22 protein-coding genes are annotated in these 26,925 nt (G+C 69.5%); 12 read left to right on the top strand and 10 right to left on the bottom strand.

Features of this window, described 5'->3' with window-relative positions:
- Nucleotides 1-95 precede the first annotated feature (95 nt).
- The 3 genes from ACWIGU_RS24270 to ACWIGU_RS24260 all read left to right on the top strand — a co-directional run bounded on the left by ACWIGU_RS24270 (nt 96) and on the right by ACWIGU_RS24260 (nt 4,068).
- Nucleotides 96-2,183 (top strand): SpoIIE family protein phosphatase, encoded by a 2,088-nt coding sequence (locus tag ACWIGU_RS24270; RefSeq protein ID WP_454403794.1) that lies wholly within the window; start codon nt 96-98, stop codon nt 2,181-2,183.
- Nucleotides 2,184-2,924: 741 nt separating this feature from the next.
- Nucleotides 2,925-3,341: a hypothetical protein gene (locus ACWIGU_RS24265; RefSeq protein WP_454403793.1), complete on the top strand. Its 417-nt coding sequence runs from the start codon at nt 2,925-2,927 to the stop codon at nt 3,339-3,341.
- Complete coding sequence (locus ACWIGU_RS24260) at nt 3,334-4,068, top strand: class I SAM-dependent methyltransferase (protein WP_454403792.1); 735 nt, start codon at nt 3,334-3,336, stop codon at nt 4,066-4,068. The genes ACWIGU_RS24265 and ACWIGU_RS24260 overlap by 8 nt, the downstream gene beginning before the upstream one ends.
- Before the next feature lie 184 nt (nt 4,069-4,252).
- Here ACWIGU_RS24260 and ACWIGU_RS24255 read toward each other — a convergent pair whose 3' ends face one another.
- The gene (locus ACWIGU_RS24255; RefSeq protein WP_454403791.1) at nt 4,253-5,314 is read right to left on the bottom strand and encodes a cation diffusion facilitator family transporter; all 1,062 of its coding nucleotides are present in this window, start codon (nt 5,312-5,314) and stop codon (nt 4,253-4,255) included.
- 713 nt (nt 5,315-6,027) lie between these two features.
- Here ACWIGU_RS24255 and ACWIGU_RS24250 point away from each other — a divergent pair.
- Nucleotides 6,028-6,354 carry a plasmid stabilization protein gene (locus ACWIGU_RS24250; RefSeq protein ID WP_454403790.1) on the top strand — a complete coding sequence of 109 codons (327 nt, stop codon included), beginning with the start codon at nt 6,028-6,030 and terminating at the stop codon, nt 6,352-6,354.
- Between the two features lie 81 nt (nt 6,355-6,435).
- On the opposite strand, the gene ACWIGU_RS24245 is transcribed toward ACWIGU_RS24250, so the two are convergent.
- From ACWIGU_RS24245 to ACWIGU_RS24235, 3 genes are all read right to left on the bottom strand, one after another.
- Entirely contained in the window at nt 6,436-6,849 is a 414-nt protein-coding gene (locus ACWIGU_RS24245) for an SseB family protein (RefSeq protein WP_454403789.1), read from the bottom strand.
- A 293-nt stretch (nt 6,850-7,142) separates the two neighbouring features.
- On the bottom strand, nt 7,143-8,153 hold the full coding sequence (gene ligD, locus ACWIGU_RS24240; RefSeq protein ID WP_454403788.1) for a non-homologous end-joining DNA ligase: 1,011 nt from the start codon (nt 8,151-8,153) through the stop codon (nt 7,143-7,145).
- On the bottom strand, nt 8,150-8,827 hold the full coding sequence (locus ACWIGU_RS24235) for a DNA polymerase ligase N-terminal domain-containing protein (protein ID WP_454403787.1): 678 nt from the start codon (nt 8,825-8,827) through the stop codon (nt 8,150-8,152). The genes ligD and ACWIGU_RS24235 overlap by 4 nt, the downstream gene beginning before the upstream one ends.
- A 476-nt stretch (nt 8,828-9,303) precedes the next feature.
- Here ACWIGU_RS24235 and ACWIGU_RS24230 point away from each other — a divergent pair, with 476 nt between their 5' ends.
- Nucleotides 9,304-9,489 carry a CsbD family protein gene (locus tag ACWIGU_RS24230; RefSeq protein WP_454403786.1) on the top strand — a complete coding sequence of 62 codons (186 nt, stop codon included), beginning with the start codon at nt 9,304-9,306 and terminating at the stop codon, nt 9,487-9,489.
- A gap of 197 nt (nt 9,490-9,686) precedes the next feature.
- Here ACWIGU_RS24230 and ACWIGU_RS24225 read toward each other — a convergent pair whose 3' ends face one another.
- Nucleotides 9,687-10,532 carry a SigB/SigF/SigG family RNA polymerase sigma factor gene (locus ACWIGU_RS24225; protein WP_454403785.1) on the bottom strand — a complete coding sequence of 282 codons (846 nt, stop codon included), beginning with the start codon at nt 10,530-10,532 and terminating at the stop codon, nt 9,687-9,689.
- A gap of 484 nt (nt 10,533-11,016) precedes the next feature.
- On the bottom strand, nt 11,017-11,238 hold the full coding sequence (locus ACWIGU_RS24220) for a hypothetical protein (RefSeq protein WP_356290091.1): 222 nt from the start codon (nt 11,236-11,238) through the stop codon (nt 11,017-11,019).
- Nucleotides 11,239-11,478: 240 nt separating this feature from the next.
- Between ACWIGU_RS24220 and ACWIGU_RS24215 the strand changes: the two genes are divergently transcribed.
- The 4 genes from ACWIGU_RS24215 to ACWIGU_RS24200 all read left to right on the top strand — a co-directional run bounded on the left by ACWIGU_RS24215 (nt 11,479) and on the right by ACWIGU_RS24200 (nt 17,896).
- Nucleotides 11,479-11,649, top strand: a complete 171-nt coding sequence (locus tag ACWIGU_RS24215) for a hypothetical protein (RefSeq protein WP_454403784.1) — start codon at nt 11,479-11,481, stop codon at nt 11,647-11,649.
- Nucleotides 11,650-11,768: 119 nt separating this feature from the next.
- Complete coding sequence (locus ACWIGU_RS24210) at nt 11,769-14,624, top strand: family 20 glycosylhydrolase (RefSeq protein WP_454403783.1); 2,856 nt, start codon at nt 11,769-11,771, stop codon at nt 14,622-14,624.
- 206 nt (nt 14,625-14,830) lie between these two features.
- Entirely contained in the window at nt 14,831-16,903 is a 2,073-nt protein-coding gene (locus tag ACWIGU_RS24205; protein WP_454403782.1) for a right-handed parallel beta-helix repeat-containing protein, read from the top strand.
- 117 nt (nt 16,904-17,020) lie between these two features.
- Nucleotides 17,021-17,896, top strand: a complete 876-nt coding sequence (locus ACWIGU_RS24200) for a glycoside hydrolase family 16 protein (protein WP_454403781.1) — start codon at nt 17,021-17,023, stop codon at nt 17,894-17,896.
- A gap of 127 nt (nt 17,897-18,023) precedes the next feature.
- Here ACWIGU_RS24200 and ACWIGU_RS24195 read toward each other — a convergent pair whose 3' ends face one another.
- Entirely contained in the window at nt 18,024-19,931 is a 1,908-nt protein-coding gene (locus ACWIGU_RS24195) for a sulfatase-like hydrolase/transferase (protein ID WP_454403780.1), read from the bottom strand.
- A gap of 367 nt (nt 19,932-20,298) precedes the next feature.
- On the opposite strand from ACWIGU_RS24195, the gene ACWIGU_RS24190 reads away from it, so the two are divergent.
- The gene (locus ACWIGU_RS24190; RefSeq protein WP_454403779.1) at nt 20,299-20,913 is read left to right on the top strand and encodes an ArsR/SmtB family transcription factor; all 615 of its coding nucleotides are present in this window, start codon (nt 20,299-20,301) and stop codon (nt 20,911-20,913) included.
- Nucleotides 20,910-22,166: an MFS transporter gene (locus ACWIGU_RS24185; protein ID WP_454403778.1), complete on the top strand. Its 1,257-nt coding sequence runs from the start codon at nt 20,910-20,912 to the stop codon at nt 22,164-22,166. Before ACWIGU_RS24190 ends, ACWIGU_RS24185 begins: the two co-directional genes overlap by 4 nt.
- 131 nt (nt 22,167-22,297) lie before the next feature.
- Here the strand turns inward: ACWIGU_RS24185 and ACWIGU_RS24180 are convergent, their stop codons facing one another.
- Together ACWIGU_RS24180 and ACWIGU_RS24175 are read right to left on the bottom strand one after the other, a co-directional pair.
- On the bottom strand, nt 22,298-23,890 hold the full coding sequence (locus tag ACWIGU_RS24180) for a serine/threonine-protein kinase (RefSeq protein WP_454404014.1): 1,593 nt from the start codon (nt 23,888-23,890) through the stop codon (nt 22,298-22,300).
- Nucleotides 23,891-24,164: 274 nt separating this feature from the next.
- On the bottom strand, nt 24,165-25,424 hold the full coding sequence (locus ACWIGU_RS24175) for an AI-2E family transporter (RefSeq protein WP_454403777.1): 1,260 nt from the start codon (nt 25,422-25,424) through the stop codon (nt 24,165-24,167).
- A gap of 497 nt (nt 25,425-25,921) precedes the next feature.
- On the opposite strand from ACWIGU_RS24175, the gene ACWIGU_RS24170 reads away from it, so the two are divergent.
- On the top strand, nt 25,922-26,134 hold the full coding sequence (locus ACWIGU_RS24170; protein WP_356290061.1) for a hypothetical protein: 213 nt from the start codon (nt 25,922-25,924) through the stop codon (nt 26,132-26,134).
- A gap of 136 nt (nt 26,135-26,270) precedes the next feature.
- On the opposite strand, the gene ACWIGU_RS24165 is transcribed toward ACWIGU_RS24170, so the two are convergent.
- Nucleotides 26,271-26,648, bottom strand: a complete 378-nt coding sequence (locus ACWIGU_RS24165; RefSeq protein ID WP_454404013.1) for a chloride channel protein — start codon at nt 26,646-26,648, stop codon at nt 26,271-26,273.
- Between the last annotated feature and the right edge of the window lie 277 nt (nt 26,649-26,925).

The raw sequence follows: 26,925 nt of genomic DNA, 5'->3' as shown, positions 1-26,925 counted from the left end.
ATCGTGGACACGCGGTTGCGGGAGCAGCATGGAAGGGAAGGCCTCAACCAGCACGCGTCCTGAGTGGGCTTGCGCTGAGGAGGGAGCTCTCCAGGATGGATGTCCACGAGCCACGCCCCGAGCGGGAGGGGGACGGCGGGGCGGGGGCGGCGCCGCCGGGAGGGTTGCTAGATCTGCTCAGCGTGGCTGCGGTCGTTCTGGACGCCAGTGGCCGGATCGTGTTCTGGAGCCCTCAGGCCGATGAGGTGTTCGGGTACACGGCCGAGGAGGCCCTGGGCCGGTACGCGGCAAGGCTGCTGGTCCACGAGGAGCGGCGGGACCTGGTGGTCAAGCTGTTCGCCGAGGTGATGGGGACCGGCGAGAGCTGGGCGGGCGCGTTCCCGATCCGGCACAAGGACGGCGGTACGCGCCTGGTGGAGTTCCGCAACATGCGCCTGGTGGACGACCTCGGCGACGTCTACGCCTTGGGCATCGCTGCCGATCAGAGCACCTTGCAGCGGATGGAGACGGACCTGGCCCTGTCACAGCGCCTGATCTCGCAGGCTCCCATAGGCATCGCCCTGCTGGACACGGACCTGCGCTACGTGATGGTCAACCCGGAGCTGGAGCGCATCAACGGCCTGCCGGCGGCCGATCACCTCGGCCGGCGCCCGCATGACATCCTCACGTCCCTCGACGTCGACTCCATCGAGTCCGCGATGCGCCGGGCGCTGCTTACCGGCTCTCCTCTGATCGACCAGCGCACCGTCGGCCGCACCCGCGCCGATCCGGACCACGATCACGCTTGGTCGGTGTCGCACTACCGGCTCGAGGACGCCAGCGGGCGGGTGATCGGTGTGGCGAACTCGGTCATCGACGTCAGCGAACGCCACCGGGCAGCTGCCGAGACGGACCGGGCCCGGCGCCGCCTGACCATGATCGCCGACGCGTCCGCCCGTGTAGGCACGACCCTGGAGATCGAACACATCGCCCAGGAACTGGTGGGGGTGGCGGTGCCGGACCTGGCCGACGTGGCGTCGGTCGATGTCCTTGACGCCGCTCTGGCCCTGCGCTCCTCTCCCTCCAAGGACCCGGAGCTGTTTCGCTCGCTTGCCGTGGCCGCGGCCTATGCCACTCCGGCCGCGGGCGCCCTTCAGGCCGGCGGCCGCGCCCCGTACGGCGCGGACCGGCTGATCACCCAATGCGTTCACACCGGACGGCCCGTCGTCGTCACCAACGCCGGACAGAAGGATCTGGAGCGCATCGCCCTCGGCGCCGACAACGCGGCAATCTTCGCCCAGGCAGGCGTGCACTCCTACCTCGCGGTCCCGCTGATCGCCCGCAACGAGGTCCTCGGCGCGTTTACCCTGCTGCGGGCCCGCAACCAGCTCCCGTTCGACGCGGACGACGTACTGCTTGCCGTAGAGCTGGCCGCCCGCGCCGGCGTCGCCATCGACAACGCCCGCTTGTACCAGAGCGTCCGCAACACCGCCGAAACCCTCCAGCGAAGCCTCCTGCCCGGCGAACTCCCACAGCCCACCGGGCTGGACGTCGCCTCCCTCTACCAACCCGCACAGGCATACAGCGAGGTCGGAGGCGACTGGTACGACGTCATCCCCCTTGCGGGCGACAAGACCGCACTGGTCATCGGTGACGTCATGGGCAACGGCATCGACGCCGCCGCCACCATGGGCCGCCTGCGCACCGCCACGTCCGCGTTCGCCGACCTCGACCTGGCTCCCACGGAGGTCCTGCGGCACCTCGACAAGATCACCTGTGGGGTCGAGCACTACATCGCCACCTGCATCTACGCCACCTACGACCCGCACACCCACCGGTGCCACATCGCGAACGCCGGACACCTCCCGCCCGTCCTCGCCTCACCCGGACGGCACCCTCGACTCCTGGAGCTCCCTCCTGGTGCACCCCTCGGTGTCGGCGGTGTCCCCTTCCACACCACCGCGTTCGACCTGAATCTTGGCGACCGGATCGTCCTCTACACCGACGGCCTCGTCGAGACCCGCCGCCAATCCATCGACGAGCGCCTGAACACTCTCCTGCACACCCTGGACGAACCCCGAAGACCACTCGACGAAACCTGCCGGTGGCTCCTTGACACCCTGCGCGACCCGGACGACCACGACGACGTCGCCCTCCTCATCGCGCAAGCCACACCCGTGGTCCCCCAACCGCGCCCCACCTGACGCGGTCGGGTGGGGCAGCTCCGTCAGTGCGCAGCCAGAAGCCGCCGAAGCGTCAGGACCATTGAGTCGCCGAGCGTACGAAGACCCTCCGCGGCGGCGCGGTGCCCATGCCGTCAGCCGCAGGGTCCATCAGTCCGGCGGCTCCGTTGGGCGAGGCCGGCCCGGCTTCGGCTCCGGAGGGTCGGGCTCATCCGGGCTGGGGGGCGCGGGCGGCTCAGGTGGCGGGACGGGTGAGCCGGGCGGTGGCGGGGGATCCGGTGGGCTCGGCGGCTCGACAGGTTTCGGCCCATCGGGTGGTTCGCCGGGGTCTGGGGGCTTCGGGCGTGGCGGGGGTTCGGGCGGCGGCACGGGCGTGACGTCGGGGTCGGTTGGTACAGGCACAGTTCCCATGATCATGGCTCCTGCCGGCCGAGGCTGTGTTCGAGTTTCCATGAGGATCACTTTCGCGGCGCCGGCTCGCGGCCTCGCACACCGCTCCGTTCGGGTCCGTTCGGGCCAATCCGGCCGAGGGCGATCAGCAGCAGCCGGTCGCCACGGACGCCGACGCAGCAGCGCACACGCGCCCCATGCCACTGCTGGTGCCAGTGGTCACCACCGTGCGGCAAGCGCCTGCGTGATGCGTCATACGGTGCGGGTTTCCCTGATCAACGTCGGCAAACGGCCGTGGGGACCGTGCCGCGGGGGTGGTCTGATCGTAGGGTCGAGAACAGGCAGACGAGGCGCGAGCGAGGGAGGCAGCTGATGCCGGTCGTGACGCTGTTGCCTGCCGATGGGCCCTCGCCCGCCATCATCTACGGGCACCCGATCGCCTGGACCGAGGCGCTTGCCCAGTTCGGCCACGGTCGAGCGACGGCGCGCATCCACGGGGTGAGCGGCAGGTGCGGTGACCTGTCGCTGGACAACGTGCCTGGCAACAGTGAGGACGGTGGCGGGGCCGGGGCGGTCAGAACCGCGAATCGGGTGTTGTTCGCACGGCTCCGGCCCGACATGCGGGCCCTTGGCTGTGCGTCCGGGCTGCTGCGGACGCTGAAGAGGCGCGGCCGGTGCCTGGACGCCCACGTCTGTCTTGCCGGACTCCTCGCCAGTCCCGACGGCGGTGCGCTCGCGGCCCCTGCCCGCTACGCGCCCGAATTCGTCTGGCCGCAGTGCCGTGAGTGAGAAGTCCGGCGCCGACTACACGGTCTCTGTCGAGTTCTACGATCTGCTTCAGGCCGAAACCGACCGCCGTTTGGCACAACGGCGCTTCGCCGAGGCGGCCCGCCACGCCCGGCACGGGATCCTTGATGTCGGTGCGGGTACCGGGATCGTCACCGAGACCCTGCTGACCGCCTCCGCCGCGCCGATCCACGCGGTCGAGCCCGCGGCCCCGATGCGCGCGGCCCTGCTGTCCCGCCTGTCCGGTCTGGGCGCTGACCAGCGTGCCCGCGTCACCCTTCACCCCGAGTCCATCGAAAAGGCGGGACTCGAGGAGGTCGCAGACCTGGCCGTCGCCTCCAACGTCATCGCCTGCCTCGACCCCGCCACCCGGCGCTCCACCTGGCAGGCCGTCAGCCGCGCGCTCCTGCCCGGCGGGCTACTGCTCTTCGACCCTCCGCCCACCGAACTGCCGACCGGGCGCGAGAAGGTGGGACGGCTCGGTCCGGTCCGGGTAGGCCCGGACATCTACGGCGCGGATATCACCCGAGAACCCGACGCGGGAACCGTGCGGATGGTCTTCACCTATCACGTCGAACGAGACGGACGGGTATTGCGCCGGCAGCGGGAGACGTTCGAGCTGTGGCCGGCCAGCGCTTCGCAGATCGGCGCAGAACTCGAGGCACAGGGCCTGCAAGTCGTGCACGCCCCAAGGCCCGATCTGCTGGCCGCGCGCCGCCCCTCATGCTGAGCACGATGCGCGCGGGCAAGCGCAGGAGCACACGGACCTGTTGCGCGAGTTGATCTCGTTCATTGATGGTCATGTCGCATGGGATGTGATGCCGTGTCTGCAGCGACCGCGTCGACGCCCGGGTGGCCGCACCGTTCCACAGGGCCGACGTCTCTGTCGGCATGGGTATTCGTGCTCCCGCAGTTCACTCCTGCGGTCCCGTGTCTTCGCCCTCGCCTCGCTCGCGTGCCTCTTGTGCCTCGACCGTCGCGTCCAGCTCGCGTCGTTCACCGGCGGCACGGGCGCGGTCCTTCGCGGTGGCTTCTGTGACGTCCAGGAAGACCTGGTCGGCGAGAGGCCAGCGGTGGGTCAGGTCCGACTTGATGCGGACGAGTACCTCTTCGACTTCCTCGCTGTCCATCCCGCCGACCAGGTCGACGCGGACGGCGACGAGTGTGGATCGGGTGCCCAGGCGCATGGTCAGCAGGGTGCTGACGGTATCGATCTCCCGCTGCTCGTCGAGAAACTCGTGGATCTCGCGGCGCAGGACAGGGTCGGCAGCCTCGCCGATCAGCTGTTCGCGCGATTGGCTTGCCAGTTGGAACGCGACGAAGACGAGCAACGCACCGATGAGGAGCGAGGCCCAGGCTTCGTAGGCGATGTCGCCGGTGAGCATATGCAGGCCCACGCCGGCGATGGCGAGCACGACACCCAGGCAGGCGGTGGAGTCCTCGGCGAGCACCGTCCGCAGGGCAGGGTCGTCGCCCGCGCGGATCTCGCGCACCATGCCGCGCGAGGCGTGCCGGGCATTGCTGCGGGTCTGCACCAGAGCCCTCACGAGAGAGGATCCCTCCGCGAGGAGCGCGACGCCGAGGACGGAGAGACCGACGACGTAGCCGGTGCGTGTCTCGGAGCCGCCCGAACGCAATGCCTCGATCCCCTGGAAGAAGGAGAAGCAGCCGCCCATCACGAAGATGCCGACGGCGGCGAGCAAGGACCAGAAGTAGCGTTCCTTGCCATAGCCGAAGGGATGTCTGGCGTCCGCGGCGCGGGTGCTGCGCTTGAGAGAGGCCAGCAGGAAGACCTCGTTGAGGGTGTCGGCCACCGAGTGCGCCGCCTCGGACAACAGGGCGGGCGAGTGCGCGAAGAGTCCGCCGAGCAGTTTGGCCAGTGAGATGACGAGATTGGCGCCGAGGGCGACAAGGACGGTGACCGTCGTCCTCTTGTCCTCATCCGGACCACTTCGCTGCTGCTGGGCGTCAGGCATCGTTCCACCATGGTCGCGAGCAGGGGCGGGGCGATTCGCGCGCGAGGCCGGGCCGGGGCGCGCCTGAGCAGACGGGCCGGCCACATGGTGTTCGGAGCGCGGGCTTTGCGCTCGGTCGCGGGCCGCGCCCATCCTTGAGCTCCGGCTGACAGGAGGAGTACGGCGATGGTGGCGATACTGGGCACCGCGAAGGCGGAGTAGTCACTGCCGTGCCCTGAATGCAGTCGTGGCGGGGACAGTGCCCGGCGGTCGCAGTGCCAAGTGCCGCGGTGCACGGCTGTCCGGGCAACCCCGGCCGCGGGGCCCGTGGGCAGCGGCCCGAGAAGCACTCCGGCGGCTCTCCAGGGCCGGGGGCGTGGTGGACGGGACCGTCGTGATGGCGTGGGTCACCTCAGCAACGTAGCCAATGTGGTCGGTGAAGGAGTGGGCGGCGCGACTGGCGGCGGTGCGAGGGCTCTCCGATGCCGGCACCGAGCCGGAAGCGGCCACCCAGCTGTAGGGCCGTTGTGGACGAACGGACGACTCCGCCCTTGGCTGCCGTTCCAGGGATGGCCATGGTCGGAGATCCACAGGGAGCTGCGGGCAGACGGCCGGTAGAGCCGGCTGGTGTGCTGTTGCGAAGCTCGTCCTGTTGGAGTGCCCTGGATGCCGACGGCCCGTACGTTTCAGTGCATCTCGACGCTGAGACGTCAGCAGAGGCAAGGAGAGAGAAGATGCCCAGAGGCTCTGGTCCCAAGCGGGAACGGCAGTATGAGCACATCAAGGAGAGCGCCGAAGAGCGTGGTGCTTCGAAGGGCCGGGCGAAAGAGATCGCTGCGCGCACCGTCAACAAGGAACGCGCCCGGTCGGGCGAATCGAAGTCGGCCGGCAAGACTTCCACACAGGACAAGAAGTCGGCCCCGCAGCGTGGCGGGGAACGCTCGCACACCGGCGCGCAGGGACCGACGAAGGATCAGCTGTACGCGGAGGCGAAGAAGCGCAACATCGACGGGCGGTCTTCGATGAACAAGCAGGAGCTGCGCGAGGCTCTCGGCCGCTGACGGCTCACGGCCTGTTGTCTGGCCACCTCGCCGACCTCTGTCATGAGGCCTGGGTATCCGTGTTCGGTGAGGTGGCGGTCATCACCGGGGCGGGGCGAGCAGGGCTCGTACGCCTTTACTTGTGAGGATCACGCCGTCGTGGTGGCCAGGGTCGATGAGCAGTGCCAGGTCTTCGTCGGTGGGCCAGTTGGCTGCCAGCAGTCCAAGCTGTATCTGGTGACTTTCGAGAACGTCGGGGAGTGCCTGCCCCATTCGCTCTGCTGATGTGAAGACGGGGACGGCGCGGAGGTGTGGCGGGTCGTCGATCACGGGAAGCGTCAGTCCGCCGTCTTCCGAGTGGTCGTGAGTGTCGAGTTCGGTAGGTTCAGGAACGAGAATGTCGCAGGCGGCCAGCGTGTCCAGCGCGGCCAGATCGTCGGGTGCTCGACGGAGGTCGCGCAGGGCGTCCTGGGCGGCGGCCGCGAACAGTTCCTCGGGGATGCTGTTGTCACACATCGTTTGTCCCCTCGTGGCTCCGAGTGGGCCGCCCGGCGTGGGTTCGCCGGGTGGGGGTCTGCCATCTCCGCTCTCCGGTACCCAGGTGTGATCCAACTATGCGGCACCATCATGTCCCCGGCGAGGACGGTCCGTCACGCCGGCGATGGGGGGTGTGCTCCGAGCCGCGAGATGCGAGTGACTGCGGAGGCCGACAGCGGGCATCTGCCACCGCGCGGGCGGGTGCGGACCGCGTGTTCGCGAGCAGGAGGTACACCGACGGGGTATGCAGCCGCATCAAGCTGTCTCGTCGCTCAGGGCTCTGCGCGCTCCCTGACGACGTCGGCCGGGTTCTTGTCGTCTCGTAGCCCCAGGTAGCGAGGGTGGCGCAGCATGCCGTCGCGCGTCCATTCCGAGAAGGCGATCTGCGCCACGAGCCGCGGCCGCACCCAGTGGGCGGTCCGCTCGGCGATCCGTCCCTCGAAGGGTGAGTCGGCTGCCTGGAGGTGGTCGAGTTCCTGCCGCAGCGCGAGCAGGGTGCGCCGGTCGAACCCGGTGCCGACCTTGCCTGCGTAGCGCATCCGACCGCCCTCGTAGTAGCCGATGAGGAGCGCGCCGATACCCACCCGGCTGCCCGCGGGTTCGGTGAAGCCGCCCACCACGAACTCCTGGCCCCGGGCACACTTCAGCTTGAGCCAGTCGCCCGAGCGGCGTGACTGGTATGTACTGTCGGCACGCTTGGCGATGAGTCCTTCCCAGCCCCGTCGGCACGCGTCGGCGAGAAGTTCGGGACCGCCCTCGTTGCGATGTGTACTGAACCGCAATGGCGCCGTGAACGTGATCGAGCGTCGCAGGAGGGACTTGCGGGCGCGCAGCGGCAGCCGACGCACGTCCACGCCGTCGAGGCGCAGCAGATCGAAGACGTAGTACGTCACCGCCACCTTGCTTGCCGCGACATCGGCATGGCGGGTGAGTCCCATGCGCTGCTGGAGCCGCGCGAAATCCGTGCGGCCGTGCGAATAGGCGACGATCTCGCCGTCGATCGTGAAGTCCGTACCGTCCTGTGCGGCGAGGGCGTCGACGATCTCGGGGTATGTTGCGTCGAGCCGTCGCCCGGAACGGGACCGGAGCGTCACAAGGCCGTTCTCGCGCACCGCCAGGACCCTCATGCCGTCCAGTTTTCGCTCGAAGATCCAGCCCTGGGGGAAGTCACGCCGATCGCTGAGCGTCGCCAGCATCGGAGAGGCCGCCAGTTCGACTCCCGGAGCAGCCACGCGAGTGCGGCGGTCCAGTTCGGGCGGCAGGGCGTCCAGCAGGCCGGTCATTCCCGCTCACCACCTGTCGCGTCCCATATCGGCGCGTCCGGCGCCTCGGCGACCTGGCGCAGCGTTCGGCCGCTGCGGGCCGAGCGGGCCCGCCGTGGATCGAGGGTCCTGCCACCGCTCCCGTGTCCGTGACCCGTCCGCACGAGAAGCCATGTCGGCTTCTTGGCGACCCCGTCGCTCGCTTCCTCACGGCCGTGGAACCGGGTGAGTGCGTACTGGCCGTGCAGCTTCTTGCCGTGCAGCTCGAACGTGGCGTGGCCGTCCTCCAGGGCCTGCCCGAACGGCACCGGCCGGTTCCGCTTGTCATGGCTGGTCGGCCGGTACGTACCACGGTCCCAGACAATGACGGTTCCGCCACCGTACTCGCCCTCTGGGATCAAGCCCTCGAAATCCCTGTAGTCCAGGGGGTGGTCCTCGGTGGGGATGGCGAGTCGCTTGTCCTGCGGGTCGGGGGAGGGCCCCTTCGGGACCGACCAGGACTTCAGTACTCCCTCGACCTCGAGGCGGAAGTCGAAGTGCATCGTGCTCGCGTCGTGGATCTGCACCACGAACGTGGGCTCCTCGCCCATGGCCGGTGGCGCCTCGGCCTCCATATCGCGCTCGCCGCTCGGCTCACGCGTCCGGGCGAAATGCCGCTTCCCGCGATAGGTCCGCAGTTTGTCCTTCTCGCTCACGGCAGCTCCCTCCGCCGGGCCGCGGGTCCGTAACGGTCGAGTACCCGTCACGGTCACGGACACACGACGTCGGGCCAGTGTGTGACCTGGGGAATCCATGAGTTCGCTGCACACGCGCTGACCACGGGCCTCCGGCCCGTAGTCCTCCGCCGCGCAGCACTGCGCGGCGGCGACCCGCGACTTCTGGTCCGGGTGGTTGACGGCTCTCCTCGCGGCTGCTCGGCGGGGCGGCACGCTCGGCTCACTCCTAGCGATCCCTGAATGTCCGTGGGGTGCGTGCGTTGGAGGCGGGATCGCGGCGGAACGATCAGCTCAGAAGCCGCCCGGCCCCCCGGCGTGCCACCTTCACGGGCGCGCGACTCCGGCCATGAGGCCCGGTGACACTGTGCGACCGTCCCGCGGGCGATCTTCTTTCGTCTCTCCTACGTTGGAGGAGAAGGCGTCACACAAGACGCCACAGAGAACGAGGAGTTGTCATGGCCGGTAAGCGCGGCACGGGCAAGGCCAAGGGCAAGGCCAAGGAGATGACCGGCAAGGTCACTGGCGATCGCGGCAAGGAGGCCGAGGGCAGGGCCGACCAGGCGAAGGGTGAGGAATCCCTGCGCGAGGTCCACGACCGTGCCCGAGGCGCTGCTGAGCCCATGAAGCGCCGCCACAACTGACCTCTTCGTGAATCGCCTGGTGCGGTGACCGAGTCCTTCGCCCCTCCAGTTACGGAGGGGCGAAGGCTTGTGGCTCTCCCGCCGGGGGCAGAGGGGCCCGGGCCACGCTCACCCAGAGCACGGGTGCCCAATCGCGATGCTGAGACCCGCCCAGACCCTCGGCGGGCGCCGATGCGCCGGACCGGTTGTGTGTCGTTTCAGGCTGCCTGGGTGTCCTCGCCCTGCTCTCCGTCGCGGGTGGCTTCCTCGCGTACGCGCTGGCAGCTGGTGTGGATGAGGCGGGAGACATGCATCTGTGAGATCCCGAAATGCTCCGCGATCCGGCTCTGCGTCATGTCCTCGAAGAACCGCATGTAGAGGATGGTGCGTTCGCGTTCGGGGAGGTGTTCCAGGCCGGCCTTGGCGGCTTCCCGGTCGGTGATCACGTCGTAGGCCCCGTCGGATGCGCCGAGCGCGTCCGCGAGGCTGAAGGCGTCGTCGTCGCCTGAGGGCAGGAGCCCCGCATCGAGGGACAGGGCGCTGAAGCCGTTGATGGCTTTGAGGCCGTCGCGGACCTCGTCCTCGGTCAGGTGCGTGTGGGTGGCGATGGCGGCCACGCTGGGTTCTGAGTTGCCGCCGGGCTGCTGGGAGAGGTCGCGGCGGGCTCGGCGGACCGTGTTGCGCAGGTCCTGCACGCGCCGGGGGACGTGGACGTCCCACATGTGGTCGCGGAAGTGGCGGCGCAGCTCGCCCCTGATGGTGGGGACGGCGTAGGGCTCGAACCGGCCACGTCGCGGGTCGTAGTTGTTGACCGCTTTGAGCAGACCCATGGCCGCGACCTGCCGGAGGTCCTCGATGCTTTCGCCCTTGTCGTGGAAGCGGACGGCGATACGGTGCGCCACGGGGAGCCACGCCTCAACGACCTCTTCACACAACAGGTCCCGCTCGGGCCCTTCGCTCAGGCCTGCGAGGTGGGCGAAGGCAGTCGCCGTGTCTGGGCTGTCGTCGTGCAGACGACGCGACGGCGCGCGCCGGGAGAGTGGTACGCGGTTGTGGGTGAGCATGAAAATTCGCTCCTCAACGGTCTGCTGTGGGGGCCGCCGCGAGAAGCGAAGAAGGCGCGGCACCCGGACCGTCATCGACCGGGGAGCGGAACGCCGCTCGCGGTGGATGCCTCTGGTCCGAAGCACCGTTGTTGTTCGCCTGTCCCCTCATTCTCTCCCCGAACGACCCTGCCCTCAAATGGGGACCCGCGCGCCCGTGCGGCAGGGTCACGTCCGTTGGAGTGGTGTATTGACGGCCACTCGGCGGTCTCGTTTCGTGCGGGGCGGTCTCGTCAGCTTCTGACTCGATCGGGACGACGGCTATGAGGAGTTGGCGCCAAGCGGCACCGGACGGTCAGCCTGGTTTTGCGGTCTGCGGATTCTTTGTATGACTCACCCGTGCCTCAACTTGTCGTGTGTGTGGGCCCATTGGGGCCAAATACGCCGGAGGCGCGGACAGTCGCCAGTGGCCTGCCGGTGTCCTCCGGTCACCTGTCTCCTCGTATCAGAGACGCCGATCTCGCTCTTCGTCGATGAGCGAAGTGGACGACGGCACGACGACCCGCCTGCGTTTGGCGATGCTGGTGAAGGCCAGCACCCCGATGACGCCGACGATCATCATGATCGCGCCGACCACATCGAGGTTGACGCTCCGCATCTGCCAGTCGGTGCCGAACGTGAGAATGGCACCTGCGCCGATGAGCAGAATGCATCCGCCTAAGCCCATGGGATTCGCCTCCAGTGTCGGATGATGGTGGTGCACATTGCCTTCGGCTACCCGAGGCGTTCGCCGTCATACACGATTCGGGTCTCTTGATAGCCACTGCGGCGGCGATGTGGCGGACTTGGACGACTACATGTCCTGCGTCGACCTCCTGCTCGCGCCACGGGACTCGTCGGCGCGAGCGTGTTCCTTGTTCAGGGTGCGGGCGGCGAACTTCCTGGCCCACATTGACGGCTGGGTCCCATGCTGCTGCTCGGCTGTGACGAGGAGCTCGTGCTCGGCGCCACGCACCCGGTCGGGGTTCCCGGAGACAATCCCGGCGTCGGCGTCGAGTGCGAGGAACAGACGGCCGCGAGGTTCCCGTACGAACGCAAGTACCTGCGTCTGATCTGTCCGATTGATCGGAGGTCTTGAGGAGGTTTCTCTGCCTTCACTCTGGCGCTGCCCGGCCTGACTCAGTAACCTCCCCTCCAGTTCACGTGGTCTACACCACGAGCCTCGGAGGTGGCCAAGTGCCGCGCAGGGCAAGTCGGTTGATAAACGCGGCTGCGGCCGCACTCGCCGTCGTCGGGGCGCTGTCGGCCCCCGGCGGTGCCTCCGCGGCAGCTCCTGCGGAGGTCGCAGCCGCCCCCGCTGTGGTACCGCCCCTGCAGAACTGGTCGGGCGGAAGCGGCCAGTTCACGCTCACCCGGCAGTCCCGGATCGTCGTTGACGGTGCACCCGGCTCCCGGCTGGTCGCCGACGCGCGTGCGTTCGCCGACGACCTGGCCGCGCTGGGCGCTCGGCGACTGCCGGTCGTCGCCGGTGGCACCGTGCGCAAGGGCGACGTCGAGGTCAGCGCGCGGGACAACGCCGGCGAAGGGTTCGGAATCGACGTGACCCGGGGCTCGGTCCGCCTCTCCGGCGACGGCCCGGCCGGCGCCTTCTATGCGGAGCAGTCGGTCGAGCAGATGCTGAAGACCTCCGATGACCACGCCTCGCTCCCGGTCGGCTCCACCCGAGACACCCCCGCGCAGCGGACCCGAGGCCTCATGATCGACACCGCGCGCACGTACTGGTCGGTGGAGTCCATCAAGCAGACGATCCGTCAGCTGGCGTGGACGAAGTTCAACACCCTGCACTGGCACCTGACCGACTCGGAGTTCTTCCGGCTCGACCTGCCCGGCTACGAGGGGCTCGCGGCCGCGCAGTCGTACACCCCCGCCGATCTCCGCGCCGTGCAGGACTACGCGGCCCGCTATCACGTCACCGTGCTCCCGGAGTTCGACATCCCGGCGCATGCCACCGCGATGTCGAAGTACCGGCCGAGCCTGCGCTGGGACTGCGCGTCCATGAACGCGATCATCGACACCGCCCGGGTCGACCCCGGGTTCACCATCGACATCACCAAACCGCAGAACGTGGCCTGGCTCGACGGGCTGGCCGAACGGATCGTGGACCTCTTCGACTCACCGGTCATCCACCTCGGAGGCGACGAGACACCACGCGCCGCCACACAGGACAAGTGCCCCGAACTCGCCGCGTACGCAAAGGCGCAGGGCTACTCCCGGACCCAGGACGTCTTCCTCGCGTACGAGAACCACCTGAACGCGCTGCTCGCCCGGCACGGCAAGAAGATGCAGATCTGGGGCTGGTGGCCGCAGGCCGGGGGAGCGGGCTCGGTCACCGTCGACAAGGACATCCGCATCCAGGCGTGGCTGGGCGACGAGCAGACGTTCATCGAGCAGGGCTACGACGTCGTGGTGAGCAACGAGTTCTCGCGCCTGTACGTCGTCCCCAAGGCCATGCCGGGCACGGCCAACGGCCAGTACATCCCCGATGACGACGCGCTCTACCGCACGTACGCCGTGAGCACCTCGGACCGCGTGCAGGGCCTTGAGATGGCGCAGTGGGGCGACCGTCAGTACACGGCGCCGGAGGCGTACTCGCTGTCGTATCTGCGGCGTCCGCTGCAGATCCTCGCCTCCACCGCGTGGGGCAGTCCGCGCAGGGAGAGCTATCTCGACTACGAGGCGATGGCCGACACCGTCGGGACCGCTCCGGGCGTCGCCGAGACCGCGGACCCCGACGCGCGGCCGGTGAGCGCCACGGCGTACGGGCCCGAAGGTGTGGCGAACGCCGCCGACGGCGACCCGGCGACCGCGTTCGCCGCGGATGCCGCGGGTGCGGCCATCGGTCTCGATCTCGGGGAACACGGCGCGGTGCGCCCGGCCGCGGTGCGGCTGCTGCCCCGCAGCACATCGACCGCCGACCTCTCCTCGCTGGTCGGAGTCAGGATCGAGGGCTGCTCCGCCGGACCGGACAGCGGGTGCACGACGCTGACGAGCGTGGAGTGGACGCCGACGCGCGACTGGCAGACGCTGCCCCTGGACACCGCGCACGCCTACCGGTGGGTGCGCCTCGTCGGCGCCGCGAAGGCCAAGCCGGTCCTGGCCGAACTGGAGGTGCTCGCCGCCCCACAGGACGTACACGTCACGGTGAGAGCACCGCGCGATCTGTCGCAGGGCCACCACAGCGTGGTCGAGGCCGAGGTGACGAACACGACGGGCCGGGCCCTTCCCCGGGTCGAGGTGCGCCTGACTGCGCAGCACACCCGGGACAACACCGCCCTGGCGCACGCGATACCGGCGCGGCAGGTCACCCTACCGCCGCATCAGCGCCGCACCGTGCGGTTCACCGTCACGCCCGACGAGGCCGCGCACGCGGGCCCCTACCGGCTCGCGACGACGGCCGATTTCACCATGGGAGAGGGCAGCCGACGAGTGCGGGGCTCGGCGCTGTCGGCGCTGCCCCTGCGGGACCTGACCGAGGCCTACGACAACATCGGCATCACGCAGGACGGCAACCCTCAGCCCGGCGACATCGACGGCGCGCAGTCGAGCCTGTCCGCCGAGGGCCTCGCGGTGGCGGGCGTCGAGCGGGGCCGCACGGTCCCGGCTGACGGATTCGCCTTCGTCCTGCCGTCGCCGGATGCCACCGACCGGGACAACGCCGTGGCCGACGGTCAGCGCATCCCGCTCACCGGCCACGCCGCCCGCGTGGGACTCCTGGTCACCGGCACGTACGGGACATCAGCGGGAATCACCGGCAAGGTCACGCTCGCCTACGGCGACGGCACCACCGCCACCAGCGAGGTGACCGTGCCTGACTGGGGCGCCACGACGATTCCGTCCACCACCGCGATCGCCGCCGACGCGGGAAAGGCCAACGGCAGCGGTCGTGCCCAGACCACCCGCCCGGCGCAGTTGTACGCCGTCCACGTCGACGCCGACCCGGCCAAGCGCCTTGTCTCCGTCACACTGCCCACCGCGTCGGGGCCTCTCGGCGCCAAGGCCCCGCTGATCCACGTGTTCGCCCTCGCCACCGACGACCGACAGGGGACCTCCTGATGCGTCACCGCGTCATGCCAAGTCTGGGACACGCAAAGGCCGTTGTACCCCTGGCCTTCGCCACGGTCCTCGCGGGTGTCCTGCTTCCCGCGGGCGCCGCCACAGCAGGTGAACCGCCCGCCGTCGTCGTGCACGCGGCCCCTCACGGCGGCGGCAGCGCATGCTCGTCCAGGCATCCGTGTTCGGTCGAGGGAGCCAAGGACCGAGTGCGGCATCTGCTTCCGTCGGGGCCGGCGCGCGACGTCGTGGTGGAACTGGCCGACGGGACGTACCGCCTCGACAAGCCCTTGGTATTCGGGCCCGAGGACTCCGGCCGCGGCGCTCACCGGGTCACATGGACGGCGGCACACGGCGCGCATCCGGTGCTCAGCGGCGCGCTCAGGATCACCCACTGGAGGCTGCGCGACAAGGACAAGAACATCTGGGAGGCTCCGCTGCCCAAGGGCCTCGACACCCGTCAGGTCTACATCGACGGCCAGCGTGCGCCCATTTCCCAGGTGACCCCGGCCGACCTGGATCTGTCCTTCACTGCGGCGAGCGGCGGCTACACCACCTCGCCCGCCACCTGGGGCCAGGACCTTCTCGACGCCGTCGGCGCGGACGCACTGCGCAAGGTCGAGTTCGTCTACACCGGTGGCAACGGCCCCTGGACCCAGTCGCGCTGCCGCATCGAGTCGGAAAAGGACTCAACTCTCCTGATGCAGCAACCCTGTTGGGGCAATGTCACGAAGCGGCCGACGTTCACCCAGGCGTCGGGCTCCCTGCCCTCGATGAAGGCGGGCACGCCGCCGACCCGCATCGAGAACGCCTACCCCTTCCTGCATCCCGGACAGTGGTACGTGGACCAGGAGCGCGGCGTCCTCGACTACATCCCCGCCGCCGGTGCCGACATCCACTCCCTCGACGTGGAAGTACCCCGTCTCAGCACTCTGGTGAACGGCGCCGGCACGCTCGACGCACCGGTGCGCAACCTCACCTTCTCCGGCCTCGACTTCGCGTACGCCACCTGGCTGGAGCCGAGCAGCCCCGCCGGATTCGCCGACGTACAGGACAACTTGCGACTCACCGGGGACGACCCCACCCGGCCGCAGGGCACCTGCACCTTCGGCACGCCACCGGGTACCTGCCCGTTCGGCGCGCTCACCCGGCAACCCGGAAATGTGCAGTTCACCGCCGCCCACAACATCGTCCTGCGCGGCAACGCCTTCAGCCACCTCGGCGCGGCCGGACTCGTCCTCGAACACGGCAGCCGCGACAACACCGTCGAAGGCAACACCTTCGCCGACATCTCCGGGAACGGCATCATCCTCGGCAGCACCACCGACCCCCACCCCTCCGACGCCGGCGCCGACGACCGTGAGATCAACTCGGGCAACACCCTGGTGAACAACCTCATCCACCATGCCGGCGCCGACTACCCGAGTGCGGCCGGCATCACTCTCTTCTTCACCCAGCACACCCTCGTCACCCACAACGAACTGCGCGACCTGCCCTACACCGGCATCTCCGCAGGAGTCATCCAGGGCCACGTCGACAATGCCGCACATCCCGAGAACACCACCAACATCAACAGCGACAACACCATCAGCCACAACCTGATCCACCGTTACATGCAGGTCCTCAAGGACGGCGGCGCGGTGTACGTCGAGGGGCATCAGGGCCAGACCATCAAGACGGCCGACGGTGCGGTGGACCGGGCCGCGAGCATCGCGCACGGCCTGACCGTGTCGGGCAACGTCGCCTATGACCAGGGCAACGTCAACTTCACCTGGTACGACGACGCCGGCGCGCAGTGGCTGAACTGGACCGGAAACCTGGAGTGGGGCGCCAAACAGGCGCAGGGCGGCTGCCAGACCACCGGCCATCTCGACTACGCCGGCAACGTCCAGTCCGGCCTGACCGGCGAGTTCCACTGCTCACCGCCCGTACCGGTGGACACCCGCATCGAAGGCAACCGCGCCATCCCCAGCACGCCGGACGCCGCCGACCTGCCCGCCGGCACCGTCGCGCACGCCGGGCTGACCGGCCGCTGGCAGCGCCTGACGACCTCGACGGCGCCCGGCGTCGGCTACGCCCACAAGGCGACGGACAGCGGTGATGTCCTGGTGGCGGGCCACGGATTCGGCCCCGGCACCCGCGTCGACTTCGACGGTGTACCCGCCGCCCGGATCACCGTCCTTTCCAACGGCGTGCTCAACGCGGTGCCGGCGTCAGGCACTGACCCGGTGCGGGTGACAGTGACCACGCATACCGGTAGCGCCACGGCGGTGCTGTTGTGACCGGCACCCGTGAATGTGCCCTGAAAGGAGCACCAGCCGATCCATTGATTCACGGGGCGAGGGCGGATCTCCGTCTGTGCCTCGTGGGGCTCCAGAGCCGAAACCCAGGAGGACAGCATGCACGACAACGGGATGTCACGCCGCAGCATCATCCGCACCGTGGGCGCGGCCGGGGTCGTCGCCGCACTGCCGGGGACCCTTGCCTTCGCCGACGGCCCTGCCGTCGCAAGCGCCCGTCCGGCACTCGTCGACCCGGCGACCCCGCTCGACGCGCAACCACACGTCGGGCCCTTGGCAGCACGGGCCGCGACCACTCTCGTCTTCAGCGACGAGTTCACCGGCACCAGCGTGGACACCGACAAGTGGAACATCCTCGACGTCGACCGTGGTGACTACTGGTACAAGGCCTCCAACGTCCGGGTGACGAACAGCGCGCTCGCCATCGACATCAGCAACGTCGGCGACGGTACCTACGGCGGCGGCCGCATCGACAGCCAGGGCCGGTTCGACTTCACGTTCGGCACCATCGAGTACAGCATCCATATCCCCCCGACGCAGGGGCACTTGGCCGCCGCGTGGCTGCAGGCCAGCAACGGGGTGACCCCCGGCGGCGTGGTGGACGGCACAGCGCGGGACGGCGCCGAGATCGACATCATGGAGACCTTCAGCACCTCCGACCAGTACGGCGTCACCGTCCACTGGGACGGATACGGCGCCGATCACCAGCAGTCCGGCACCGACGTCAGCGCCCCCGGCCTGCACGACACCACCTGGTACCACACCGTCACCCTGGACTGGACATCCACTCGGATGACGTTCAGTTACGACGGCACCGTGGTCCGCACCATCACCGACCCCAATCTGATCAGTCAGGTCCGAGAGTTTCCCATCGCGTCCCACGAGGTCATCCCGTACGCCCAGGGCAACATTGCGGACGCTCCTCTGGACTACACCTCCACCATGTATGTGGACTACATCCGCGTCTGGCAGTAGTCACCCAGCCGATGACGAAAATGAACCACGCCTGCCCCCCCGTCCACGCCTCCATCGAGGAGCTGATGCCGTGGTCGAGCGATGATCCCGTTCAGCGGCGACTCGTGCGACGGTCGGCGAGGTGGGCTCAGGCCGGAGTGACCGGTTCGTAGACGGGTGATGACGGCGTGTACGTTCCGTCGAGCATGAAGCTCAAGTATCGGCCCGCGTTGTGCAGGTACTCGTCCTTGCTGGTGGCCGCCGCCTCGATCGCCGGGCTGGCCGGGCGGGCGAGGCCGGCGTCGATGAACGTGAGTGCGTTGATCGCCTGGAGGCGGACACGGACGTCGGCGTGCTCGGCGAGTGTGCGGCTGAGGAAGTCCACAGCCTCGGTGACGTGGTGGCCCTGGCGGATCAGGGACTCCGCGGCGCTGATCCGTATCTGTGCGGATGCGTCGGTGCGCAGGGTCCGCGTCAGACGCGGGAGTGCGGGCCCTGCGGCGCGACCGAGCAGCAGCAGTCCTTGCGCACCCCAGTACCTGACGACTTCATTGTCGTCGTCCAGTTCCCTCACGAACTCCGGCAGATGGCGGACATCGCGTTCGATGGCGTGCCGGGCCAGGCGCATGACGCGGCGCAGGGGGTAGGCCCCTGGCCGTCTGCTCTCCTCCCAGCCCTCCGCAGCGCTGCCCTCCGGAATGAATCCGTTGTCGTGCACGGCCACGATGTGCTCGTCCAGCGCGCGCGACAGCCGCTCCAGCGTGTGGGCGTGTGCCGGATCGCCGGCCAGGTTGTGGACCTCGTCGGGGTCGGCGTGCAGGTCGTACAGTTCCTCGGCGGGCTTGGTGCCCCAGAAGCGGTCCTGTACGGGGTCGAGTGCGCCGTCCAGGTGGGCCTGCTGCCACGACTGGTAGCCGCGGGCCAGCCACGCGTAGGCGCCGTGCTGGCCCCACGGCCGGTGGGGGGCGTAGTTGCGCAGGTATCGGTAGCGTTCGTCGCGAACCGTACGGACCATGTCGTAGCGCTCGTCCATCCGGTCGCGTCCACCGAACGCGTAGTGGGCCGGCGGCAGATGACGTATTCCTGCGAAGGGGCGGCCCTGTATGTGGTCGGGTATGTCCACGCCCGCGAGGGCCAGCACGGTCGGCCCGTAGTCGACCGACGTCACCGCGCGCCGCTCCACGGAACCGGCCGGGCGGGGCGCCAGGTGTGCCCACTTCTCGGGGAACCGTACGATCAGCGCCGTGCGCAGGCCTTCGTCGTAGCAGTGGCGTTTGCTGCGGGGCAGGACGCCGCCGTTGTCGGAGTAGAAAAAGACGATGGTGTCGTCGGCGAGGCCGGCCGCCTCCAACTCGGCGAGTTTCGTGGCGACATGGCCGTCCATGGTCTCCATCGCGTCGTAGTAGTGCGCGAAGTCGCCGCGGATCTCCGGGGTGTCGGGGAGATAGGCGGGCAGCCGGATCTCGTCGCGGCGCGTGCGGCCGTCCTGGGCGGTGAACAGGCTCGACTCGTGGGTCGTCATGTCGTTGAAGACCGCGAAGAACGGGGCGTCCGCGGGACGGTCGCGGTAGTGGGCACTCGCGCTGGACGCGTCCCAGGTGGCCGACATGTCGACGACGGCGTTGTAGTCGGTCTTGGAGTTGTTCGTGGTGTAGTAACCGGCTCCGCGCAGGTATTCGGGAAACCCCTTCAGGAATGCGGGAGTTCGGCCGAGAGCCCGCATGTGCTCGGCGGGCCCGGCGCTCTGTGGCGCGACCCCGGTCAGCAGTGCGAACCGGGACGGCGCGCACACTGGTGCCGTCGAGTACGAGTTCTCATAGCGGACGCCTTCGCGGGCGAGCCGGTCCAGGGCCGGCGTGCGGGCGACGGGATCCCCGTACGCGCCGACGAACGGGTAGTGGTCCTCGGCCACGAGCCAGAGGATGTTGGGGCGCTCGGTCGGCGGCCGGCCCGTAGCGGCACCGGCAGCCGGGGTGGTGGCGGCGCCCGCGGCGGCGGCTCCGGCCAGCGCGGCGAAGGTGCGGCGGGTTACAGGGACGTCGAAGGGTGCGGGCATGTCAGAACTCCCGGGTGCGACTGTGCAGGGCGGCAAGTGCGGTGATTGCGGGCGCTGTTCAGCGGGGGAGCGACACAGGGCGCTGGACTGCCGGGCCAGGTCGACATGCAGGCGCTCGACGAGCGTCGGCTGAAGATGCGGGTCGGCGGTGTGCATGGTCCGTGATCATGCGGGACGTGACCGCCGGACGTCAATGCATGGGGCAACTTTCTGCAGGGGCGGCCCTGGCCCGCTTGTGGCCGACCTGAAGAAGGTTACCGATCTTGCTCATCAACCGGCCTCTCCTCGAACGCGAGGCTCAGGTCGACGTTTTCCGCTCTTCACAACATCTCTTTCGAAACAACTGTTGTAGATCTATCCTCAGTGCATGGTCGCTTCCTCCGCTGCACCCGCCGAGCCTTCGGGACGGGACATCGAGCTCGACACCGCTGCCTTGCGCGTACTCGCTCACCCGTTGCGCCTGAACGTACTCACCCTGCTGCGTGAGCGTGGTCCGTCCACCGCCACCCGGGTCGCCGGCGAACTCGGCATCAACCCGGGCGCGGCCAGCTACCACCTGCGTCGCCTTGCATCGGGCGGACTCATCGTGGAGGAGCCGGACCGTGGCACCGGGCGCGAGCGGTGGTGGAAATCCGTCCATCGCCAGTCGATCCACGATCCCGCTTCCGCGCCTGCGGAGCAGCGCGAGGCCGGACGCGCATACGCGCACGCAGTCGCCCTTGCCGCCGCGGATCGCCTGCGCAGGGCTGCGCATGATGTGCCGCTGCTCCCTCAGGAGTGGCTCGACGTCACCACCTACAGCGACTTCCTTCTGTACCTGACCCCGAGCGATGTGGACCGGATACGGGCCGAGATCTTCGAGGTGATCTCGCGATATCGACATGGGGAGAGCGAGGCGCCCGAAGGGGCCTCGCCAGTAGCACTGCAAGTGCAGGCGTTTCCGGTGCCTGGCACGGCCCTGCCGCCGGCCGGTGACGCGTGAACGCGGACGTCATAGCCGCGTCCGCGCGGCCCGCTTACCGGGACGTCAATGTCCTGCGTTGGCTTACCGCGTACACCGCTTCGGTCACCGGCGACGTCGTGTACTTCCTCGCCCTGTCCTGGGCCGCCACACGCACCGGCGGGCCGTCACAGGTGGGCCTGGTGGTAGCGGCCGGAGCTCTTCCCCGTGCGGTGTTCATGCTCGGGGGCGGCGTGGTGGCCGACCGGTTCGGGCCGCGCCGGGTTGCTGTCGTCAGCGACGCGGTTCGCTGCGCGGTCATCCTGGCCGCTGCAGCCGCGGCCATGCTGGCGTCCCCGAGCGTGTGGCTGCTGGTCACGGTCGCGTTGATCTTCGGATTGGTCGACGCCGTATTCATGCCGGCGGTGGGCGCGCTCCCGCCGCGCATCACGGCACCTGAGCAACTCGCCCGGGTCCAGGGGATGCGCGGGTTGTCGATCCGGCTGAGCAATGCCGTCGGCCCCCTCCTGGCGGGAACCGTTCTGGTGATGGGCGGTGCGGCCGGCGCGTTCACAGCCGCAGGAGTTCTCTTCGCTCTCTCGCTCGTCACTCTGCTCACGGTGCGGACTACCTCTCCGGCGGAGGTGTCCCAGAGCGCCTCCGTGTGGCGTGAACTGGGGGACGGATTGCGATACATCCGCCGGCACCGGATGCTCGCCCCGCTCGTCACGGTGATCGGTCTGAGTGAAATGTGCTTCAGCGGTCCGGTCGCGACGGGCCTGGTGCTCCTGGCCGACGAACGCGGCTGGGGCGCCTCGGGCATGGGGTGGATCGCAAGCGCCTTCAGCGTCGGAGCGGCAGCTTCGGCGCTCCTGCTCACCGCCGCGACCCGGATACCGCGCGCCGGGCCGGCGATGTGCGGCGCGTTGCTCGCCACCGCTGCGGGAGCGGTCGCCTTGGGGAACGCACCCTCACTGCCCATCGCCGTCATGTTCGGTTCCCTGATCGGGCTGACCAGCGGGTTCACCACTACCCTGACCGGCGCCCTGGTCCAGACGGAGACAGACCCCCGCTACCTCGGACGGGTCACCGCGGTCACGACTTTGTGCACGCTGGGCCTCGCTCCCGTGCTCTTCCCGGCCGTCGGCATCACGGTGGCCCTGTGGGGAGCGGACATGTTCTTCATCGGATGCGGCACGATCTGCCTGCTGGCCGCAGCGCTCAGCGCTTGCGTCCCCGTGATACGGCGCGCCGAACTCCAACCATCCAGGTCCACATCGCCGACCGGCCGGTGACGGAAGTGGACAGGTTCACGCGTCCGTACCTTCGTCGGCCGGCTCCTGATCGCCCGAGAATGCCCAGTTGGTGACGTGTCCACCGGGCTGGCCCCCGTCGATGAGGACCACCTGGACGCCGTGCCGGACGCTCAGCCTGCCTGCCGCCACACCGTCATGTCCGCGGACACAAACGCGATGTCCGGCATCGCGGTCGACTTCGTCTGGATCACGAGCAGCGCGATGTCGCCGTTGCGGTGCCGGACGCAGATCTCAGTGCCCGACGCCGCCGCGGCGAGCGGGAGGCGATGGCTCGTTTGACTCTTGGTGAGGCGGCGGCACTCGTCGAGGTCCGCGCCCGGTTCACCGAAGACCATGGTGAACACGCTGGTGTCGCTCTCCAGCGCGCAGCTGACCTCCTTCGCGCAGGTGAAACGGATGTCCCCCGTGCGGTCCTTGCGCTGGACGGGTTCCTTGAAGCTCAGTGAGTTCTTCGCGTCCAGCCACTGCCCGGAGTGCGGTTCGCCCCGCACCGGACCGGCCGCGGTCGGGGTGTCGCCCGCGGTGCCCCCCGTCCGGGCCGATTGCTCGTCGGCTCCGTTGCCGTCTGCCCCCGATGTCTTCCCCGCTGCCCGAGGTGAGGCCGATGACGACGCCGACGCGCCTGCCGAGGTCCGTGGATCGGCCCCCGCCGACGTGCCCGTACGACCCGATCTCGTATCTCCGCGGTCGCGGAACACCCCCGTCGCGTCCATGACCGTCCACGCCAGAACCGAGAGGACCAGCACGGCAGCCGTCACGGCCACGCCCACGGTCAGTCTGGACCCGCGTCTTCGTGACAGGACCGTGCCCGGGTCCGTCGGCGGCGCCCATGGGTCGTGCGCCTGCCACGGCTCCGCGGCGGGCAGCGGGAGCGTGTGTACCGGCGTGGGACCGGACACCGGCGGCGGCACCGTCACCTCCGGCCCCATGACCTCTTGCCAGACCGCCGGTCCCGCGCCCGCGTCGGCGTCCTCGCCCAGTTGCTGCCGGCACCACTCCACGACCTCCGCGAGGGTGGCTCGTTCCGCTGGATCGGCGGCCAGGCAGCGGGCGATCAGCGGACGGAGCCGAGCGGGCAGCAGCGACAGATCGGGCTCGGAGTGCACGATCCGGTACAGCACGCTGACCGCGGGACCATCGCCGTACAGGGGCTCACCGAGCGCCGCGAACGCCGCGGTCTGGCCGAGCGCGAACACGTCGGTCGCCGCTGTGACCTCGCCTGCGGACGCCTGCTCGGGAGCCATGAACTGGGGCGTGCCGATGGTGGACCCGGTGGCGGTGTGTGAACTGACGCCCGTGGCCAGCGAGATGCCGAAGTCGATCACGCGCGGTCCGTCGGACGCGAGCAGGACGTTCGACGGCTTCAGGTCACGGTGCACGATCCCCGCGCCGTGGATGGCCTGGAGAGCCTCGGCGACTCCGGCCATCAGCCACAGCACCGCGGGCACCGCCAGCGCCCCGCGCCGGCCGACAGCTTCCGCCAGGGAGGGGCCGGTTACGTACAGCGTGGCGAGCCAGGGCGGTGCGCCGTCTGCGTCGCCGTCGATCAGCTCCGCGGTGTACGCGCCCCTGACCCGCCGGGCGGCCTCCATCTCCCGGCGGAAACGCCGCCGGAAGGCGGGGTCGTCGGCCAGTTCGGGCCGGACGACCTTGATCGCCACGGGTCGGCCGCCCTGCGTGTGGGACAGATAGACCCGTCCCATGCCGCCTGCGCCGAGCCGCGCGGCCAGCCGGTAACCGGCCACCACGGACGGATCGTCCGCCTGCAGCGGCTCGAATACCTCATGCGCGTCGCACGTCGCCACTCGTCACCCCCTGATCCCCGGATCACCGGACCCCGGATCCCCTTGCCCCTGGTCAGCAAGCGAGTTGCTGCCGACCGACGGCAGTAGCCTAAGCCGTCCCCGCTCCTGAGGGATCTACCTGGCGAAGTGGGTTGACGCCCGGCAAACCCTGGGCCCTTGGGCCCTCGGCGTGTCAGTCCGGCGAGCGCCCGGGGTGGTCCGGCTCGGGCCGGGTACGCGGGATGCGGAGTTCGCTGAGTACGGACCAGGCGACCGACACCATGGGAACGGACACGACCGCGCCGACCACTCCAGCCAGGATGCTGCCGGTGATAACGGAGACAGCCACCACCACGGGGTGCAGCCGCACCGCCCAGCCCAGTACCAGTGGATGCAATACGTGGCCTTCGATCTGGCCGACGACCACGATCAGGGCGAGCACCACGATCGCGGTGACCGGGCCCCGCGCGGCCAGGGCGACGACCGTGGCCACCGCCAGCGCGATGGGTGAGCCGACCAGAGGGACGAAGGCGGCGAAGAACTCCAGCAGCATCAGCGGCAGGGCCAGCGGCACGCGCAGCGCGAACAGGGCGATCCCGACCAGTACGGCGTTGGATGCCGCCACGATGATGATGCCCCGCGTGTACCCGGCGAAGGTGCGCCACGCCGCCCGTCCCGCACGGCCCCAGGTGTCCCGGGCGCCCTCCGGCAGCAGATGCTGGAACCAGTACCAGTACTTGTCCCCGGAATGCATGAAGAAGCAGGAACAGAACAGGGCAAGCGCCGCCGCGGTGAGGACTTCCACCAGCCGCCCGGCGCCGCTAAGCACGCTGCTGATGAGTCCCGAACGGTGCTGCGAGACGAACGTGGACACCTTGCCCTGCAGATCAGAGAGCACCGCGTGGCTCACGTGGAAGGGGGAGCCCTCGAGCCACCGTTGGATCCGCCCGACGCCCCCGGAGAATTCCTGCCCCAGCCGTGTCGATTCCCCCGCGATCAGGCCGCCGACCAGCACCAGCAGCCCGAGCACGACCATCAGGCTGCCCACCACGCTCAACGCAACTGCCGCGGCCCTCGGCAGACGCCGCGCCAGCAGATCAGCGAGCGGACGCAGCACCGAGGTCACGACCAGCGCGAGGAAGAGCGCCACGCCGACCAGCTGCAACCGCCCCAGGATCGTGAAAACCGCGTACACGGCCACTCCGAGCAGCAGTAGCCGCCATGCGTACGCCGCCGCCACGCGCAGCCCGCGGTTCACGGCCGTGCCGTCGTGGTCCCAGTCGCGCCGTACCGCCGACCCAGCCGTACGTGCCCGTGCCTCCGCCCCCACCCCGCGGGCGGGTCGGCTCCTCAGCACGACATACCGCCGCCGTCGCCCACCGCGACCGGAGCGGGGACGCGAGCCGGGCCCGCCCGGCTGCTGCCGCTGCGAACGACGCGAACCGTCGTCCACTTGTGTGTCACCGCCTCCCGTCGTCGAGTCGCGCAGCTACGTGTTCCCCAGAGGGCAGCTTCGGACAACGCCGTCGGAATCATGTGACTGGGCCGGAGCGGAGCGAACACAAGGGCGTCATGGACAGGGTGTGGCGGCAGAAGAGCCGTCGCAAGCCGGGACGGGGCCGGCCAAACCCCTGCCCGGGCGCCCGACACCCTCCGCTCACGGCCTCTCGGGCATGGGGCAGCCTTCTTCTCCCGCATCGGGGCGCTCTGGTGCTCGGTGTGGCTGGCTGATCGGCGACAGTGATCGGCCCTGGGCCATCCGGGCTCGGCGGCACGACAACAGTGAACTGTTGCGCCGCAGGTCAGCCAGCCGGCGAGGAGAGCGCCGACGGCTCCGACTCTTCGACTGAGGATGGGGGCGCCGGGCCGTTTGGACACATCCGGCGTGTGTCTGGCAAGGTCGCCCGTCCGTTCCCCTATGAACCGGAAGGACGTGGCGCGGTGACCGAGGTGAGCACTCGCAGTGTCCAGGAAGCCGCTGCGGTGGAGCAGCTGCGTGCGAACACCACGACGCTCTCCATCCCCAAGGGCTTCGACCTGTGGCAGCCCCAGGAGATGGAGGACTGGCTGAGCGACGTGGAGGAAGACCCGGACGTCTCGGACGTCGACTTCTACGAGGCCCGCCAGGCGGTCCTGCGAGCGATGGGCAAGGACGCCGACTGACGGTCGGAAGGCCGGACGTCCTTCATGGCGTCGGCAGGCGTTGTGCGGGATCTTGTTCCTTTCCTCCCGCGTCCGCGCAGCTCGGCGCGGCCTGGCAACTCCCGCCCCTGGTTGCCTTCTTCGTCCGCTCAGGCCCTCACGCCGCCGCCGACACCTCGGGGCGCGACGGGGGCGTGGCCGAGGGGCCCGGCGGCAGCAGCTCGGCGGTGACGAAGGATGTCACGGCCGCCAGGATCACCACGGGGATCGTCTCGGAGTTCCCGAGCAACAGGACCACCAGGGCCACGGCGCTGACCGGAAGCCGCAGGGCGGCCGCGGATGCCGCGGCCATGCCCGCGGCGGCGGCGGGGATCACCCCGAGTCCGGGCAGCGGAGCGAGCAGCACACCTGCCGCCGCGCCCAGGAAGAGTACGGGGAACACCAGTCCGCCGCGGAGGCTGCCCAGGCACAGGGCGTACGCGGCGGCTTTGAACAGGAGGACGGCCAGGAGGGCACCGACCCGACGAGGAACCAGCAGGCGGCCAGGGAGATCGGAACGCCGATGAGCGCGCTGAAGAACAGGACTTTGCGGTAACCGGGCGTCCGCAGGAGATCTCGCAGTCGGTCGGCCTCGGTGGGCTCCTCGGGCTCTTCGGAGGTGGCCGGGCGGGCTTTCGGCGCGGTCATGGATCCTGTCGTTCCGGTCGGCCCGCTTGCCGCGCCCGTAGCGCGCCGATCGCCGGCACTACGGCCGGCGAGCGCAGGAGCGGCAGGCGTGACGGCCCATGGCGCCACTGGTGCACACGGGTCTT

This window comes from Streptomyces sp. NPDC055400 (assembly GCF_053644375.1).
This window is presented reverse-complemented; position numbering and strand designations above follow the sequence as displayed.